This window comes from Halorientalis persicus (assembly GCF_900110215.1).
Classification (GTDB): Archaea; Halobacteriota; Halobacteria; order Halobacteriales; family Haloarculaceae; genus Halorientalis; species Halorientalis persica.
Genome location: NZ_FOCX01000008.1, coordinates 68,683 through 82,646, shown reverse-complemented (window position 1 = coordinate 82,646; position 13,964 = coordinate 68,683). Strand labels below are relative to the sequence as shown.

Genomic DNA, 13,964 nt, shown 5'->3' with positions numbered 1-13,964 from the left:
CGACGTGGGGGCGAACGGATCCGTGCTACTCCTCGTATTCGTAGAACCCTCGCCCGGACTTCTTCCCGAGGTCGCCGGCTTCGACCTTCCGCTTGAGCAGGTACGGCGGCTTGTAGCGGTCACCCAGTTCCTCGTGGAGCGTCTGCATCGCGTCGAGACAGATGTCGAGCCCGATGTGATCGGCCAGTTCTAGCGGCCCCATCGGGACGTTCGTGCCGAGTTTCATCCCGCGGTCCATGTCGGCCTTGGTGGCCACGCCCTCGTCGAACGCCCGGATGCCCTCGGCGATCCAGGGCATCAGCACGCGGTTGGTGACGAACCCGGGCTTGTCGTCGGACTCCCAGGTGGTCTTGCCCACGTCCTCGGCGAGGTCGTGGGCGAGCTGGGCGACCGCGTCGCTCGTCCGTTCGCCGACGACCACTTCGACACCTTCCATCAGCGGGACGGGGTTCATGAAGTGCAGGCCGACCACCTGTTCGGCGCGGTCGGTCGCGCTCGCGATGGCGGTGATCGAGAGCGTGCTGGTGTTCGTGGCGAGTACCACGTCCTCCTCGACCGTCTCGTCCAACTCCGCGAACACGTCCTGTTTGATCTCCATGTTCTCGACGATTGCCTCGACGACGAAATCACAGTCCGCGAGGTCGGCGAGGTCGGTGGTGCCGGTGACCCGCTCGCGGGCCGCGGTAGCTTCCTCGCTGGTGAGTTCGTCTTTCTCTTCGAACCGGGAGAGACTCGACTCGATGCCCTGCAGTCCCTCTTCGACCAGTTCTTCCTCGACATCGCGCAACACCACGTCGTAGCCGCTGGTTGCCGCGGCCTGTGCGATACCGTGGCCTATCGTGCCCGCGCCGACGACGCCCCAGGTCTCGATTTCGTCGAGTTCGCGCATACCGGAGGCCACCACGGCGACCCGCCTAAGTGTATCGACGGTTCCTGTTCCGAGAGAACTGGCCACCGCTCCGAAAATTCACTCGTACACAGAGAAGTATTTCGCTGCCCGTCTCCAACAAGTTAATTAGCGAACGTGGGGCAGAGAAAAGTGAGATGATCCCTATCGACGACAGCCCCCTGACCCGGGACGGGAAGGTGCTGATCCTCGCGTACGACCACGGTCTGGAACACGGCCCGGTCGACTTCGAGGACGTACCGGAGAGTGCTGACCCCGCCCACGTCTTCGACGTGGCGACCCACGACGCCGTGACCTCGCTGGCGGTCCAGAAGGGCGTCGCCGAAGCGTACTATCCCTCCTACGAGGACGACGTGGACCTGCTGGCCAAGCTCAACGGCACGTCGAACCTGTGGCGGGGCGAACCCAACTCGGCGGTCAACTGGACGGTCGACTACGCCCACGAGATCGGCGCGTCTTCGATCGGGTTTACCGTGTACGGCGGCTCCAACCACGAGATCGAGATGGTCGAGGAGTTCCGCGACGCACAGGAGCGCGCCCACCGTGAGTACGATATGCCGACTGTCATGTGGTCGTACCCGCGCGGTCAGGGCCTGCGCAACGCCAAGACCCCCGAGAGCATCGCCTACTCGGCCCGGCTGGGTCTGGAACTCGGCGCGGACGTGGCCAAGGTGAAATACCCCGGCAGTCAGGACGCCATGGAGGAGACCGTCCGGATGGCCGGCAAGACGAAGGTCGTCATGTCCGGCGGCTCGAAGCGCTCAGACGAGGAGTTCCTCAGCAACGTCAAGTCCGTGATCGACGCGGGCGGTGCCGGCCTCGCGGTCGGCCGGAACGTCTTCCAGCGCGAGAACCCCGAACGCATCCTCGACGCCCTGGAGAAGGTGATCTTCGAGGAGTCCTCCGTCGAAGAGGCACTCGCCGCCGCCGAGGGCGCGGCCCCCGAAGCCGAATAGATGAGCGAGGTCGTATCGGAGATCGTCGACGTGGTCACCGAGACCGCGCCCGACGTGCGAGCCGGCCTGACCGGCCGTCGCGAGTACGAGACCAGCGAGAACCCCTCTGGCGAGCAGATGCTGGCGGCCGACCGCCACGCCGACGAGTTGCTCGAAGACCGCCTGCTCGCCATCGACGGGGTGGCCAGCTACGCCAGCGAGGAACGCGAAGAGGTCGTCGAGTCCGGCGACGGCGATCTCCACGTCGCCTGTGACCCGCTGGACGGCTCGTCGAACCTCAAGTCCAACAACGTCATGGGGACGATCCTGGCGGTGTACGACGAGCCGCTTCCGGCCCCCGGCCGAGCGCTCGTCGCCGCGGGCTACGTCCTCTACGGCCCGATCACGACGCTCGTGCTCGCCCGGGACGACTCGGTGACCGAGTACGTGATCGACGACACCGACGACGGCGTCGAGCGCCGCGTGGTCGAGGACGACGTGACGATTCCCGCCGACCCCGTGGTCTACGGCTTCGGCGGCCGCGTCCCGGACTGGCACGACGACTTCGAGGCGTTCGTCCGCGAGATCGAGGACGAACTGAAGCTCCGTTACGGCGGCGCGATGATCGGCGACGTAAGCCAGGTCATGGAGTACGGCGGCATCTTCGCCTATCCTGCCCTCCAGTCGGCCGAGAACGGCAAACTCCGCCTCCAGTTCGAGGGCAACCCCATCGGCTACATCGTCGAGTCGGCCGGCGGTCGCTCCTCCGACGGTGTGCAGTCGCTGCTGGCGGTCGAACCGGACGAACTCCACCAGCGCGTCCCGGTCCACGTCGGCAACGCCGAGTTGATCGAACGGCTGGAAGGCGCACTGAATTGACCGACGACTGATTTTAGAACCGTCCGCTGGGCACCGAGCGCTCGCTCGTCGAGGCACCCATATGTCGCCGGACGGCACCGCCCATGCCGAGCGAGACGATCAGGAACAGCGGGACGACGCCGAACGGGACGATCTGAAACGCCACCACCAGGACGGCCCCGACGAGGAGGCCGAGCCAGGGACCACCACTGGCGACCCGGTTCACGACGAACCGGCCGACCGAGATCACACCGAGGATGCCCCAGGCGACGTAGAACACGAGCAACGCGATCCAGACCGGGAGCGTGACCAGCCCCATCAGCGGGAGCACCGACACGAACCCGACGCCGAACGCGATAATCAGGAAGACGAGTTGCACGCCGATCCCGATGGCCAGCGAGACGGGTGCGTTCGCCCGAATCGCGTCCAGCGACTCGTGCGTGTAGGTCTGAAACAGCGCCAGCATACAGATGCCGACGAAGACCGTGAGGGCGAGACCCACAGCCACCCTGATCTCCAGCGGGACCACCGGAGCCGTTCCTCCCACCGGTACCGGCTGTGCCGCCCCGACGCTGCTGGTGCCGAGCGACACGCCCAGCGCGACCAGCACCGATCTGATTCCCGCCCGCTGCATCGACCGCCCACCGTCCCGCACCCGTGTCACCATCGTGTATTCACGCCTCTATTCGGGCCCCCTTGATTAATTGTTGGGGTTCGAACATTACTGGGAGCGTCGGGGACCAGTCCCGAGATCCGAGGCTCACTCGTGCCAGGAGAGGGCCGCATCGAGGTCGTGCGGTTCGTGACCGTCGCTATCGAACGCGCGGTCGAGATACTCTTGCAATTGCTCGCGGTAGTCGGGGTGGGCACAGCGGTCGACGAGCAGGCGAGCGCGCTCCCGGGGGGCGGTGCCGCGCAGGTCGGCGACACCGTGTTCGGTGACGACGGCGTCCACGTCGTGTTCGGTGTGGTCGACGTGTGGCACCATCGGGACGATCCGGGAGCGGTCACTGCCGACCGTCGAGGGGAGCGCGAGTATCGACAGCGCGGCGTTGCGCGTGAAGTCGGCGCTCCCACCGATACCGTTCAGCATTCTGGACCCGTCGACGTGCGTGGAGTTGGCGTGACCGTAGAGGTCGACTTCGAGGGCGCTGTTGACCGCGACGACGCCGAATCGGTCGATCAGTGCAGGGCGGTTGGACACGTCGGCGGGACGCAACACCACGTCCTCGGCGTAGCGCTCGGCGTCGGCGAACAGGCGATCCTGTCCCGCCGCCGAGAGGGCCAGCGAGGTCGCACTGGCCGAGTCCAGCTGTCCGGCATCGAGCAGGTCGAGCAGGCCGTCCTGGATGACTTCGCCGAAGTAGATCAGCTCCCGGTCGCCGAAGTCGGCGTCGGCGAGCGCGCCCATCAGGGCGTTGCCGAGGCTCCCGACCCCGAACTGGAGGCGCACGGAATCGGCAAAGAGCGGCGAGCGCTCGACCTCGTCGGTCAGGAACGAGCGCAGGTTCGCGGCGATGGCCCGATCCGTCTCGGTCGGGTCGCGGAACTCGTAGGGCTCGTCGCGGCAGTCGGTCTCGACCACGGCAGTAAGTTTGGCGGGATCGAACTCGATCCGCGGGCCGCCGATGCGCTCGCCCGGCGCGGACAGCGGCACGGGATCGCGCTCGGGGGGCAGGTCAGGACGGTAGATGTCGTGGAATCCGGCAAGCGATCGGGGCTGTGCGCGGTTCACCTCGACGACCAGGCTGTCGACGCTGTCGACGTAGGCCGGGGTGTGGCCGACCGACCCCGAGGGAACCAGCCAGTCCTCGCCGACGGCGACGGCTTCGACGACGGCCACGTCCGGGTCGACCAGGCCGCCGAACTGCACGTCGTCGCCGAGCGCCGAGATGTGGCGGTCGGCGAAGGCCATCCGGCCGTCGTTGGCCGCCTCGCGGGCCGGCGCGCGGGCCTGGTAGGGGTAGCGGCGCGCGATTGCGTCGGCCTCGACGAGTTCCACGTCGATCTCCGCGCCGACGCTCCCGCCGCTGACGACCGTGAGCGAGAGGTCCCGGTCCGACTCGGCCAGCGCGAGCGGGACGGCCTTCGGGTAGCCGACGCTCCCGAACCCGCTGACCAGTAGCGTCGCGTCCGCGGGAACGTCGGCGGCCGCGCTGGCGGCGTCTGTGACCGGAAGGTCGCCTTCGATCCGCTGGTCGGTCACGACAGGTCCTCCGGCTGAGTGCCCACGCCCTCCGGCCAGCCGGTGGGGGCTGCGGCCGAGGGTTCCGCGACCTCGCGTTTCAGCACCATCGGCGTCCGTTCGAGCGTGAGGACGAGTTCGTCGTCCTGGTTGTACGTCCGGAGTTCGGTGGTGACGATGCCGACGTGGTCCCGGGAGTCCGATTCGCGCTTGTCCAGCACTTCGCTCTCGGCGAACAGCGTGTCGCCGTGGAACACGGGTGCGTGGTGACGGATATCGTCGTAGCCGAGATTCGCCGTGGCGTTGGCCGAGACGTCGACGACGCTCATCCCGACTGCGAGGGCGATGACGAAGGTGCCGTCGACCAGACGCTCGCCGAACTCGGTCTCGGCGGCGTAGGCCTCGTTGAAATGCATCGGATTGGCGTTCATCGTCAGGTTGGTGAACCAGACGTTGTCGGTCTCCGTGACGGTCCGACCGTAGGGATGCTTGTACACGTCGCCGACGGTGAAGTCCTCGAAGAAGCGGCCCTGCCAGCCCTCGACGAGGCGGCGGTCCCGATCGTCCACGTCCTCTGTTGTCATGGCCACTGGCTCGCACGCCGGGATTGTGTCACTGTCGGTCCTGCTCGTCCGCCCCACAATCTTCTTGACCGAGAGCCGTGTATTCGAATACACGGATGAAGACCGTCAGGGTCGACGAGTGGTTTCACGACTATCTCAAGACGGAGAAACGAGACGACGAGACGATGGGCGAGGCACTGGTCCGGCTCACGGGCGCGCCAGCGCCAGACCCCGACCTCGTCGCAGGCATCATCTCCGAATCACAGGGCGAGCGGATGAAAGAACGCATCGCCGAGATGGATCGGTCGAGCGCGGCGGCAGTCCGGGACCGCATGGCAGATGATTCTTGATACGAATTATCTCGTCGACCTGTTCAGCGGGGATCGAAACGCCCACCGGAAGGCGAGGAAACTGAAGCGGAACCACGAAATCCAGCGAATCCCGACGCCAGTGCTGGCGGAACTCGAATACGGTGCCGAGTTCACGCTCAGCGACGCCGAGAGGCAGCGCATAGAGAACCTAAGCCGGATGTATTCGATTGCCAAACTCGATGCGGAGATGGCAAAACGCGCGGGCCGCTTATTCGCGCAGGCCGACAGAGCCAGCGACGGTGACTCCGGGGCTGATATGGTCGACGCGATGGTCGCCGCACTCGCCGACGTTACCGGTGAGGCCGTCGTGACGGACAATCGGAGCGATTTCGAGGAACTCGGTGTCTCGGTCGAGACGTTCTGAGAGGGTTGCCCCCACCCGAACCGGTGTCGACCACGCAGATCGAGACAGGGGAAAACGGTTTCACGCTCGTGGGCACAGACGAGTGCGATGAAAGTCCGCGTTCCCGAGGGGGCAGACGAGGAGGAACTGGCCGCCATCGCCGAGGCGATGGCCCAGCACGTCGCAGATACCGTCGAGGTGTACGTCGGCGACGCCACCGAACCCGCCGCCACGCATACCGCACCGTCGAACACCGCATCGGAACCGGACGACGACCTCGGCCCGACCGAGCGCGAACAGCGCCTGCGCGAGGAGATCGAAGACATCGAGGCGGGCGGCCCCGAAAAGTACCGCGACCGCCTCGAAGAGCAGGGGAAACTGTTCGTCCGCGACCGACTCGACCTCTGGTTCGGGGAAGATGGAGTCGCGTTCGAGGACGGGAAGTTCGCCAATTTCGATGCCTGGCACGAGAACGCTGTCGATGACGAAGGGGAAGAGAACGACGGCGACCGCCTCCCCGCCGACGGCCTGCTGACCGGCGCGGCCGAGTTCGAGGGCCGAGACGTACACTTCATGGCCAACGACTTCACCGTGAAAGCGGGAAGCATGGCCGAGAAGGGCGTCGAGAAGTTCCTCCGGATGCAACAGCGGGCGCTCAAGACCGGCAAGCCCGTCCTCTACCTGATGGACTCCTCGGGCGGCCGGATCGACCAGCAGACCGGGTTTTTCGCCAACCGCGAGGGGATCGGGAAGTACTACTACAACCACTCGCGGCTCTCGGGGCGGGTGCCACAGATCTGCGTCCTCTATGGCCCCTGCATCGCCGGGGCGGCCTACACGCCCATCTTCGCGGACTTCACCGTCATGGTCCGGGACGTGAGCGCGATGGCCATCGCCAGCCCCCGGATGGTCGAGATGGTCACCGGCGAGGAGATCGACCTGCAGGATCTCGGGGGTGCTGAGGTTCACGCCCGCCACACCGGGAGCGCGGACCTGATCGCGGAAGACGAGGACCACGCCCGCGCGCTGGTGGCCCAACTGCTCTCCTATCTCCCGGACAACAGCGACGAGAAGCCGCCAAAGACCGCGGGGACCGCACCCGCGAGGTCGCCCGACGGGATCGACTCGATCGTCCCTGCGGAACCGAACAAGGGGTACGACATGACCGACGTGATCGAGCGCGTCGTCGACGCCGAGTCCTTTTTCGAGTTGCGCCCGCAGTACGGCTCGGAGATCCTGACCGGGTTCGCCCGGATCGACGGTCGGCCGGTCGGGATCGTGGCCAACCAGCCGGCCCAGCGCGCCGGGGCGATCTTCCCGGACGCCGCCGAGAAGGCCGCCCAGTTCGTCTGGACCTGCGACGCCTACGACGTGCCCCTCCTCTATCTCTGTGACACGCCGGGCTTCATGGCCGGGTCGGGCGTCGAGAAGGAGGGCATCCTCGAACAGGGCAAGAAGATGATCTACGCGACCTCGGCGGCCACGGTTCCCAAGCAGTGCGTCGTGGTCAGGAAGGCCTACGGCGCGGGGATCTACGCGATGTCGGGGCCGGCCTACGATCCCGAATCGACCATCGCGCTCCCATCGGGAGAGATCGCGATCATGGGCCCGGAGGCGGCGATCAACGCCGTCTACGCCCGGAAGCTCGCGGAGATCGAGGACGACGACGAGCGACAGCGCAGAGAGCGGGAACTCCGCGAGGAGTATCGGGAGGACATCGACGTCCACCGGATGGCAAGCGAGGTCGTCATCGACGAGATCATCCCGCCCAGCGACCTCCGGACGGAACTTGCCGCCCGCTTTGCCTTCTACGAGGACGTGGAGAAAGACCGCCCGAGCAAGAAACACGGAACCGTCATCTGAGCGCGGTCAGTGGCGACCCGGGTCGGGGCGACTCAGAGATTCCTGATCGAGTAGAGCCCGCCCAGCGCCAGCAGGATGCCGATCCCGATCACGAAGAACGGTTTGTTGCTCCGCTCGCGGACGAGGAAGGCGTTCTCGGGCGCGTCCGGCGGCACGTAGGCGGTCACCGTGTCGCCGGTCTCGTATCCGTCCAACTGTTCCCTGGCGGCCTCTCGGGTCCCGAAATCCCGGGTGAGCGGGCCGGGATACACGTTCGAGGCCGTGTAGGACTGCCCCTCGTACGTGTAGTTGAACGTCGCCCGCGGCGCGTAGGCGACGCCGCGACGCTGGTCGACCTCCTCGACGCCGGTCGACGTGACGGTCGCGTTCACGTCGACCGCGGAGTCGATCGCCGAAGACTGTGTGACGTAACTGTACCCGCCGTACCCGACCAGCGCGAGGCCGCCGAGCAACAACAGGACGACCCCAATCGTACTCGACGGACCGTTGATCTCGAATCCCATACCCCAACTATCGCCACGGTGGAGGTATAGGACGAGGCAGTGTTTCTCGCTCTGCAACCGCCGTCGCGACGCGAGACCGAAAGGCGTGTGTACACCGCGGGGTGACGTTCACGTATGTACGACGACATTCTGGTCCCGACCGACGGCGGCGAGGGATTCGACGCCGTCCTCGACCGCACGACCGAGATCGCGCCCGACGACGGCGCGACCGTCCACGTCCTCTACGTCGTCGACGACCGGGCGTTTCTGACCCTCGACAACGAGATGAAATCGGAGGTCCTCGAAGACTTACAGGCAGAGGGAACCGACGCCGTGAGGACCGTCGCGGCGGAACTCGAAGCCGCCGGACTAGAGGCCGTCACGGCGATCCGGCGGGGGACGCCGGCCGACGAGATCGTCGCCTACGCCGAAGCGGAAGACATCGACGTGGTGACCATGGGGACACAGGGTGACGACTACACGCAGAACATCCTCGGAAGCACGGCGGAGAAGGTCGTCGCCGACGCGTCGGTTCCGGTGTTGACCGTCGATCTGTCCTGATCAGGTCGACCGCTCTGAGAACTCGACGCCGAGGTACCCACCGAGCGCAGAGAGTCCGACGACGGTCAGCACGGTCACCGCGAGCGCGACCAGGAGTATCAGGGCGACGGCGGCGGCCCCGAGACCGACGCCGATCTCGACACCGACGACCGCGGCCCCGCCGATCAGGAACGCGAAGAGCACGATCACGGGGATCGACGTGACCAGTCCCGAGTACGCCCCGACGCGGACGCCGTTGCGCCCGTCACCGCGGCCGAGGTAGCCCGCGACCGCCCCGCCCAGCACGGGCGAGATCGGAACGAACGAGGTGACGACGGTGACGACCGCACCGATCACGGCGTTGGTGGTCGTGTCCGGGCCGGTCTCGCCGGTCTCGGCCCGGCGGCGGTGCCAGCGGGTGCGGTAGGCCATGAACGCGACGCCGGCAATCACGAACAGCAGGCCGGTGACCGCGAGGCCGATACCGCCCCACCACGCGAGTCCGTGGAGCGCGTCGACGAGTTGCGCGTCGGTCAGGCCGTCCGAGTGAACGGTGCCCTCCGCGACCGCCGCGGCGATCCAACTGCGGTCGGCCGAACTGTAAAGTACGGCTCCGCCCGCCGCGAACAGCAGACCCGCGAGGATCGTCACGAGCGTAACCGCCCAGTCGACGGTGCGGCTGACCGTCCCCGAGCCGATGCCCTGTGAGTTGGATACTGAAGACATACCCGAACGTACGCTCGGTGTGGACATAAGCTCCCAGTGACGATTGCTGACACAGAAACGGCGACGAGCGGTGCTATCGGGTCAGTCGTCTGCGGGGAGTTCCCGCTCTGGCGCGACGGTGACGACGGCCTCCAGTACGTGCGCCGGCGACGCGACCCGCGTCGTCGTCTCGGGTCGAGCTGACGCAGTCTGTCTCTGCGCTCCGGCGTCCGGTCCCCCCGCGCCGTCGACCGTGACGACCGGGATGTGCGCGTCGAGGAGGCCTGCGATCCCGTCGGCCCGTGGCGGATCGGCCGCGACGAGGACAGCCGCTTCCTCCCGGAGTCGGGCCACGCGGTCCCGGACCCCACGGTCGAGCGAGCCGAACGCCGGGGCCGTCACGGTCTCCAGACCGCGAGCGCGTGCCGTCTCGGCGGCGAGGTCGCCCTCCGGGAGCGGGCCCGCGGTGACGGTCGCGCCGGCGTCGTGGAGGCGGGCGATCACGCGCGCGGCGGTTCGACCGGTCCCGACGACGTGGACCGTCAGGTCGCGGTCGCGACGCTCACCGAGGGCCGTCACCGACGGCGTCCCCGTGGTCGGATGGGTCGTCACGGCGGCGTCGGCGTCGAAGGCCGCGCCGAGCGACGTGGCGTCCAGCACCGCCGCCGGCGAGCCGTTCGCCAGCACTCGGCCGTCCGCGAGCAGGACGATGCGATCGCAGAATCGCGCGGCCAGATCGAGGTCGTGGATCGCCGCGAGCGCGGCTTTTCCGGAAGCCGCCAGGTCCGACACGAGCGACAGCGTCTCGACCTGATGGTTCACGTCGAGGCTCGCAGTGGGTTCGTCGAGCAGGAGTGCGGGGGTGTCCTGTGCGAGTGCTCGGGCCAGCAGGACGCGCTGGCGCTCGCCGCCGCTCACTTCGTCGACCGGGCGGTCGGCGAATCGGGCGGTATCGGTGCGTTCGAGGGCGCGCCGAACCGCCCGATTGTCGGCCTCGCGGTCGGTCCGCCCGAATCGGGTGTGGTAGGGCGTCCGACCCATCGCCACGATGTCCTCGACGGAGAAGTCGAAGCCGACGTGAGTGTCCTGGGGTACGGTCGCGACCAGCCGCCCCCGATCCCGGGCCGAACAGTCGCCAATGGGGCGGCCGTCGACCCTGACGATTCCGGATCCGGGCGTCAGGACGCCGTTGATCGCCTGCAGGAGCGTCGTCTTGCCCGCGCCGTTGGGGCCGACGAGGGCGACGAACTCACCTTCTTCGACCGTGAGGGACACGTCCTCGAAGACGGTGACGCCACCGCGGGCGACCGTGAGGCCGTCCACGTCGATCACAGCGCGTGCACCTCCCGGTTCCGGAGCAGGTAGAGGAAGAAGGGCGCGCCAAGTGCAGCGGTGACGATACCGACGGGGACCTCCGCAGGGCCGGCACGAGCGAACGTATCGGCCGCCACGAGGAAGGCCGCGCCGGCGAGCGCGCTCGTCGGGAGCAGGATGCGGTGGTCCGGGCCGACCAGCAGTCGCATGACGTGCGGGACGATCAGGCCGACGAAGCCGATGACGCCCGCGACCGACACCGCCGCGGCCGTGATGATGCTCGCGACCGCGAGCAGGATTCGCTTGGTCCGTTCGACCTCGATGCCGAGCGTGTGGGCGTCGGCCTCGCCGAGCAGGAGGACGTTCAGGTCGCGGGCGTAGGCGTAGAGGACCGCGAACGCGAGCACGGCGAGGGGCAGGGTCACCTCCACCTCGGCCCACGACGAGCCCGAGAGCTGTCCCATCAGCCAGTAGACGGCCTCCCGGAGACTTTGCCCGGACTGCAACAGCATATAGGAGACGGCCGCGCCGAGCAACGTCTGGACGGCGACGCCCGCCAGCAGCAGGGTGGCGACCGGCGTTCGATTGCCCTCGCTGGCGATGGCGTAGACGCCGAAGGCGGCCGCCAGGGCCCCGGCGAAAGCCGCGGCCTGGAGGCCGAAGGGGATCGCGAGCGGGAAGGCGATGGTCGCGACCGCGCCGACGGCCGCCCCCGAGGAGACGCCGATGATCGAGGGATCGGCCATCGGATTGCGGAAGAAGCCCTGCATGACCGCACCGGCCGAGGAGAGCGAGAAGCCGACGACAGCTGCCAGCGCGATCCGGGGGAGCCGCACCCGCCGGACGATGACCTCGGCGGTCGTCGGGACCGACAGCGAGAACGGGTAGTAGTAGGACACGTCGGGCACCGGGACGGGAACAGACGCGCCGAACACGCCGGCGGACTCGACGGCCACCGAGACGCCGACGGGGACAGCCACCGCGTTGAGCGTGGCCCTCGCGACGGTGAGGGCGTCGATGGCGACCGGGCCGATGGTCGCGCTCGCGAGGACGACCGCCACGAGGATGACGGACAGCCCGACCGACCACCAGAGGGTCCGGACGCCCGTGTGCATACTCTTCAAGCTGGATTGGAGTAGGCAAATACTTATTGGATACCGACTGAGGCTGACCCAGATGAACACACGAACACTCGTTCTCGCGGTGGTGGTGCTGGTCGTCGGCGGATTCGCGGTGACCGGCGTGGTGGCTGGCGGATCAGCGTCGGCCGGCAATCCGGTAGGCGCCGAGTCGGCCGTCGACGGGACCTCCGTTTCGGCGGCGGTGACACAGCAAAGTTGCACCGGTGAGGTGACGATGACGGACGTGACCGGAACCGAGGTCACCGTCGAACGATCCGAAGACATGGATGTCGTCGCGCTCCAGCCCAGCGACGCCCAGATCCTCTGGGAGATCGGCGCGCAGGATCGGGTCGTCGGGCTGCCGGTGAACCAGTACACGTCGTATCTTGACGACCGAGGCGACAAGACGGACGTGAGCGGCGAGGGCGTCGTCGAGAAGGTCGTCGGGGCCCAGCCCGATCTCGTGCTGGCGGCGAACGTCTCCGACCCCGAGACCGTCGAATCGCTCCGCGACGCCGGGCTGACGGTGTATCACTTCGCCGGCGTGGAGTCGCTGGACGGAATCGCGCGGAACGTCGAGACTACCGGCCGGCTGGTCGGGTCCTGTGAATCGGCACGCGAGGCGGCCAACGAGTTCCGGCTCACGGTCGAACGCACACGGGCGGCCCACGCCAACGCGACCGACCGACCGTCCGTGCTCTACACCTTCTTCGGCTTCACGACCGGCACGGGAACACACATTCACGACGCCATCGAGACCGCCGGCGGGGAAAACGTCGCCGCCGAGGCCGGACTGGAGGGGTACAAGGAACTCAACGACGAGATCGTGATCGACCGGAACCCCGAGTGGATCGTCTACCCGGACGACTACAGCCTTCCCGAGGGCACGCCGTACAACGACACGACCGCGGTCCAGCAAAATCAGACCATCGCGCTCGATTACAGCTACATCAACCAGCCCGGGCCCCGCGTGGCGATTCCGCTGACACAACTCGCCAAGACCTGGTACCCCGAGGAACTGGCCGAGGCCAACCGCACGGTGAACGCGTCTGACGTGTCGACCCCGAACCAAACGACAGTCGGAACGACCTCCGCGAACGGACCGGGCTTCGGCGCGGCGGTCGCCGTTCTCGCAGTGATCGCGGCGGCGCTGGTCGCCGTGTGTCGGTCGTGAAAGCTGGACGGAAAAGTCCTTACCGACGGCCCGGCCAGAGGCGAGTATGGTCGAAAACGTCATCTGGCCCGCGTACCTCGACGCGGAGCTGACGCGCGCCGAGGGTCGACGGGTCAATCTGGAGCAGGCGGTCCCCGAGCCGACCGTCGACGAGATTGCACAGGCGGTCCAACAGGTGGGTTACGACGCCGTCATCGAGCGGGACAAACAGTACTCCCGGGAGTTCGAACCGCGCGGTCGCGTCCTCGTCAAGGACGCCGACGACGCGACCAAGAGCGACCTGCTGGGCGCGGTCGCGGCCTACCTCGACGTGATCCGCTCGTGAGTATGCAACGCATCGGCGAGGTCGTCCGCACAGCCCAGGGACTCGCGGTCGTTCGCTCGCCCGACGACGGCCACCCGGACTTCGGGACGACCGTCGTCGACGAGAACTTAGACGAAATCGGCCGGGTCGTGGACGTGTTCGGCCCCGTCGACCAGCCGTACGTGGCCGTCTCGACCGACGAAGCGGTTCGCCTGCCGACGCTACTGGGGACGGCGCTGTACGCACGGTGAATTGCGTCGTTGCGCTATTGGTGCGGTAACGCACGTCACACTCGATCA

General features: G+C 67.4%; 17 protein-coding genes. 9 read left to right on the top strand and 8 right to left on the bottom strand.

Annotated elements, in window-relative coordinates; all coding sequences use genetic code 11:
• Positions 1 to 25: 25 nt before the first annotated feature.
• Positions 26 to 889 carry a 3-hydroxyacyl-CoA dehydrogenase family protein gene (locus BMX17_RS10545; protein WP_092659761.1) on the bottom strand — a complete coding sequence of 288 codons (864 nt, stop codon included), beginning with the start codon at positions 887 to 889 and terminating at the stop codon, positions 26 to 28.
• Between the two features lie 155 nt (positions 890 to 1,044).
• Between BMX17_RS10545 and BMX17_RS10540 the strand changes: the two genes are divergently transcribed.
• Together BMX17_RS10540 and BMX17_RS10535 are read left to right on the top strand one after the other, a co-directional pair.
• Positions 1,045 to 1,863, top strand: a complete 819-nt coding sequence (locus tag BMX17_RS10540) for a class I fructose-bisphosphate aldolase (RefSeq protein WP_092659758.1) — start codon at positions 1,045 to 1,047, stop codon at positions 1,861 to 1,863.
• Positions 1,864 to 2,721, top strand: a complete 858-nt coding sequence (locus BMX17_RS10535; RefSeq protein ID WP_092659756.1) for a class 1 fructose-bisphosphatase — start codon at positions 1,864 to 1,866, stop codon at positions 2,719 to 2,721.
• 13 nt (positions 2,722 to 2,734) lie between these two features.
• On the opposite strand, the gene BMX17_RS10530 is transcribed toward BMX17_RS10535, so the two are convergent.
• The 3 genes from BMX17_RS10530 to BMX17_RS10520 form a co-directional block, all read right to left on the bottom strand.
• A complete protein-coding gene (locus BMX17_RS10530) occupies positions 2,735 to 3,367 on the bottom strand; it encodes a hypothetical protein (protein ID WP_139203468.1) in 633 nt (210 codons plus the stop codon).
• A gap of 93 nt (positions 3,368 to 3,460) precedes the next feature.
• Positions 3,461 to 4,906 (bottom strand): acetyl-CoA hydrolase/transferase C-terminal domain-containing protein, encoded by a 1,446-nt coding sequence (locus BMX17_RS10525; protein ID WP_211611320.1) that lies wholly within the window; start codon positions 4,904 to 4,906, stop codon positions 3,461 to 3,463.
• Entirely contained in the window at positions 4,903 to 5,469 is a 567-nt protein-coding gene (locus BMX17_RS10520) for a MaoC family dehydratase (protein WP_092659752.1), read from the bottom strand. Before BMX17_RS10520 ends, BMX17_RS10525 begins: the two co-directional genes overlap by 4 nt.
• Before the next feature lie 95 nt (positions 5,470 to 5,564).
• Here BMX17_RS10520 and BMX17_RS10515 point away from each other — a divergent pair, with 95 nt between their 5' ends.
• The 3 genes from BMX17_RS10515 to BMX17_RS10505 all read left to right on the top strand — a co-directional run bounded on the left by BMX17_RS10515 (position 5,565) and on the right by BMX17_RS10505 (position 8,025).
• On the top strand, positions 5,565 to 5,798 hold the full coding sequence (locus tag BMX17_RS10515; RefSeq protein WP_092659750.1) for a hypothetical protein: 234 nt from the start codon (positions 5,565 to 5,567) through the stop codon (positions 5,796 to 5,798).
• Positions 5,788 to 6,183, top strand: coding sequence for a PIN domain-containing protein (locus tag BMX17_RS10510; RefSeq protein ID WP_092659748.1), 396 nt, complete (start codon positions 5,788 to 5,790; stop codon positions 6,181 to 6,183). Before BMX17_RS10515 ends, BMX17_RS10510 begins: the two co-directional genes overlap by 11 nt.
• A gap of 87 nt (positions 6,184 to 6,270) precedes the next feature.
• Entirely contained in the window at positions 6,271 to 8,025 is a 1,755-nt protein-coding gene (locus BMX17_RS10505; RefSeq protein ID WP_092659746.1) for an acyl-CoA carboxylase subunit beta, read from the top strand.
• Positions 8,026 to 8,057: 32 nt separating this feature from the next.
• On the opposite strand, the gene BMX17_RS10500 is transcribed toward BMX17_RS10505, so the two are convergent.
• A complete protein-coding gene (locus BMX17_RS10500; RefSeq protein ID WP_092659744.1) occupies positions 8,058 to 8,528 on the bottom strand; it encodes a DUF3592 domain-containing protein in 471 nt (156 codons plus the stop codon).
• A gap of 114 nt (positions 8,529 to 8,642) precedes the next feature.
• Here BMX17_RS10500 and BMX17_RS10495 point away from each other — a divergent pair, with 114 nt between their 5' ends.
• Positions 8,643 to 9,068 carry a universal stress protein gene (locus BMX17_RS10495; protein WP_092659742.1) on the top strand — a complete coding sequence of 142 codons (426 nt, stop codon included), beginning with the start codon at positions 8,643 to 8,645 and terminating at the stop codon, positions 9,066 to 9,068.
• On the opposite strand, the gene BMX17_RS26940 is transcribed toward BMX17_RS10495, so the two are convergent.
• From BMX17_RS26940 to btuC, 3 genes are all read right to left on the bottom strand, one after another.
• Positions 9,069 to 9,773, bottom strand: coding sequence for a DUF5518 domain-containing protein (locus BMX17_RS26940; RefSeq protein WP_244514980.1), 705 nt, complete (start codon positions 9,771 to 9,773; stop codon positions 9,069 to 9,071).
• Positions 9,774 to 9,854: 81 nt separating this feature from the next.
• On the bottom strand, positions 9,855 to 11,084 hold the full coding sequence (locus BMX17_RS10485; protein WP_092659740.1) for a heme ABC transporter ATP-binding protein: 1,230 nt from the start codon (positions 11,082 to 11,084) through the stop codon (positions 9,855 to 9,857).
• Positions 11,081 to 12,181: a vitamin B12 ABC transporter permease BtuC gene (gene btuC / locus BMX17_RS10480; RefSeq protein ID WP_092659738.1), complete on the bottom strand. Its 1,101-nt coding sequence runs from the start codon at positions 12,179 to 12,181 to the stop codon at positions 11,081 to 11,083. The genes BMX17_RS10485 and btuC overlap by 4 nt, the downstream gene beginning before the upstream one ends.
• Positions 12,182 to 12,242: 61 nt before the next feature.
• Here btuC and BMX17_RS10475 point away from each other — a divergent pair, with 61 nt between their 5' ends.
• From BMX17_RS10475 to BMX17_RS10465, 3 genes are read left to right on the top strand one after another with little or no spacing between them, the layout of a single operon-like run.
• A complete protein-coding gene (locus BMX17_RS10475; protein WP_170845385.1) occupies positions 12,243 to 13,361 on the top strand; it encodes a PGF-CTERM-anchored ABC transporter substrate-binding protein in 1,119 nt (372 codons plus the stop codon).
• A 46-nt stretch (positions 13,362 to 13,407) separates the two neighbouring features.
• Positions 13,408 to 13,686 (top strand): signal recognition particle subunit SRP19, encoded by a 279-nt coding sequence (srp19, locus tag BMX17_RS10470; protein ID WP_092659734.1) that lies wholly within the window; start codon positions 13,408 to 13,410, stop codon positions 13,684 to 13,686.
• Positions 13,687 to 13,688: 2 nt separating this feature from the next.
• Complete coding sequence (locus BMX17_RS10465; RefSeq protein WP_092659732.1) at positions 13,689 to 13,916, top strand: H/ACA ribonucleoprotein complex subunit GAR1; 228 nt, start codon at positions 13,689 to 13,691, stop codon at positions 13,914 to 13,916.
• Positions 13,917 to 13,964: the final 48 nt, after the last annotated feature.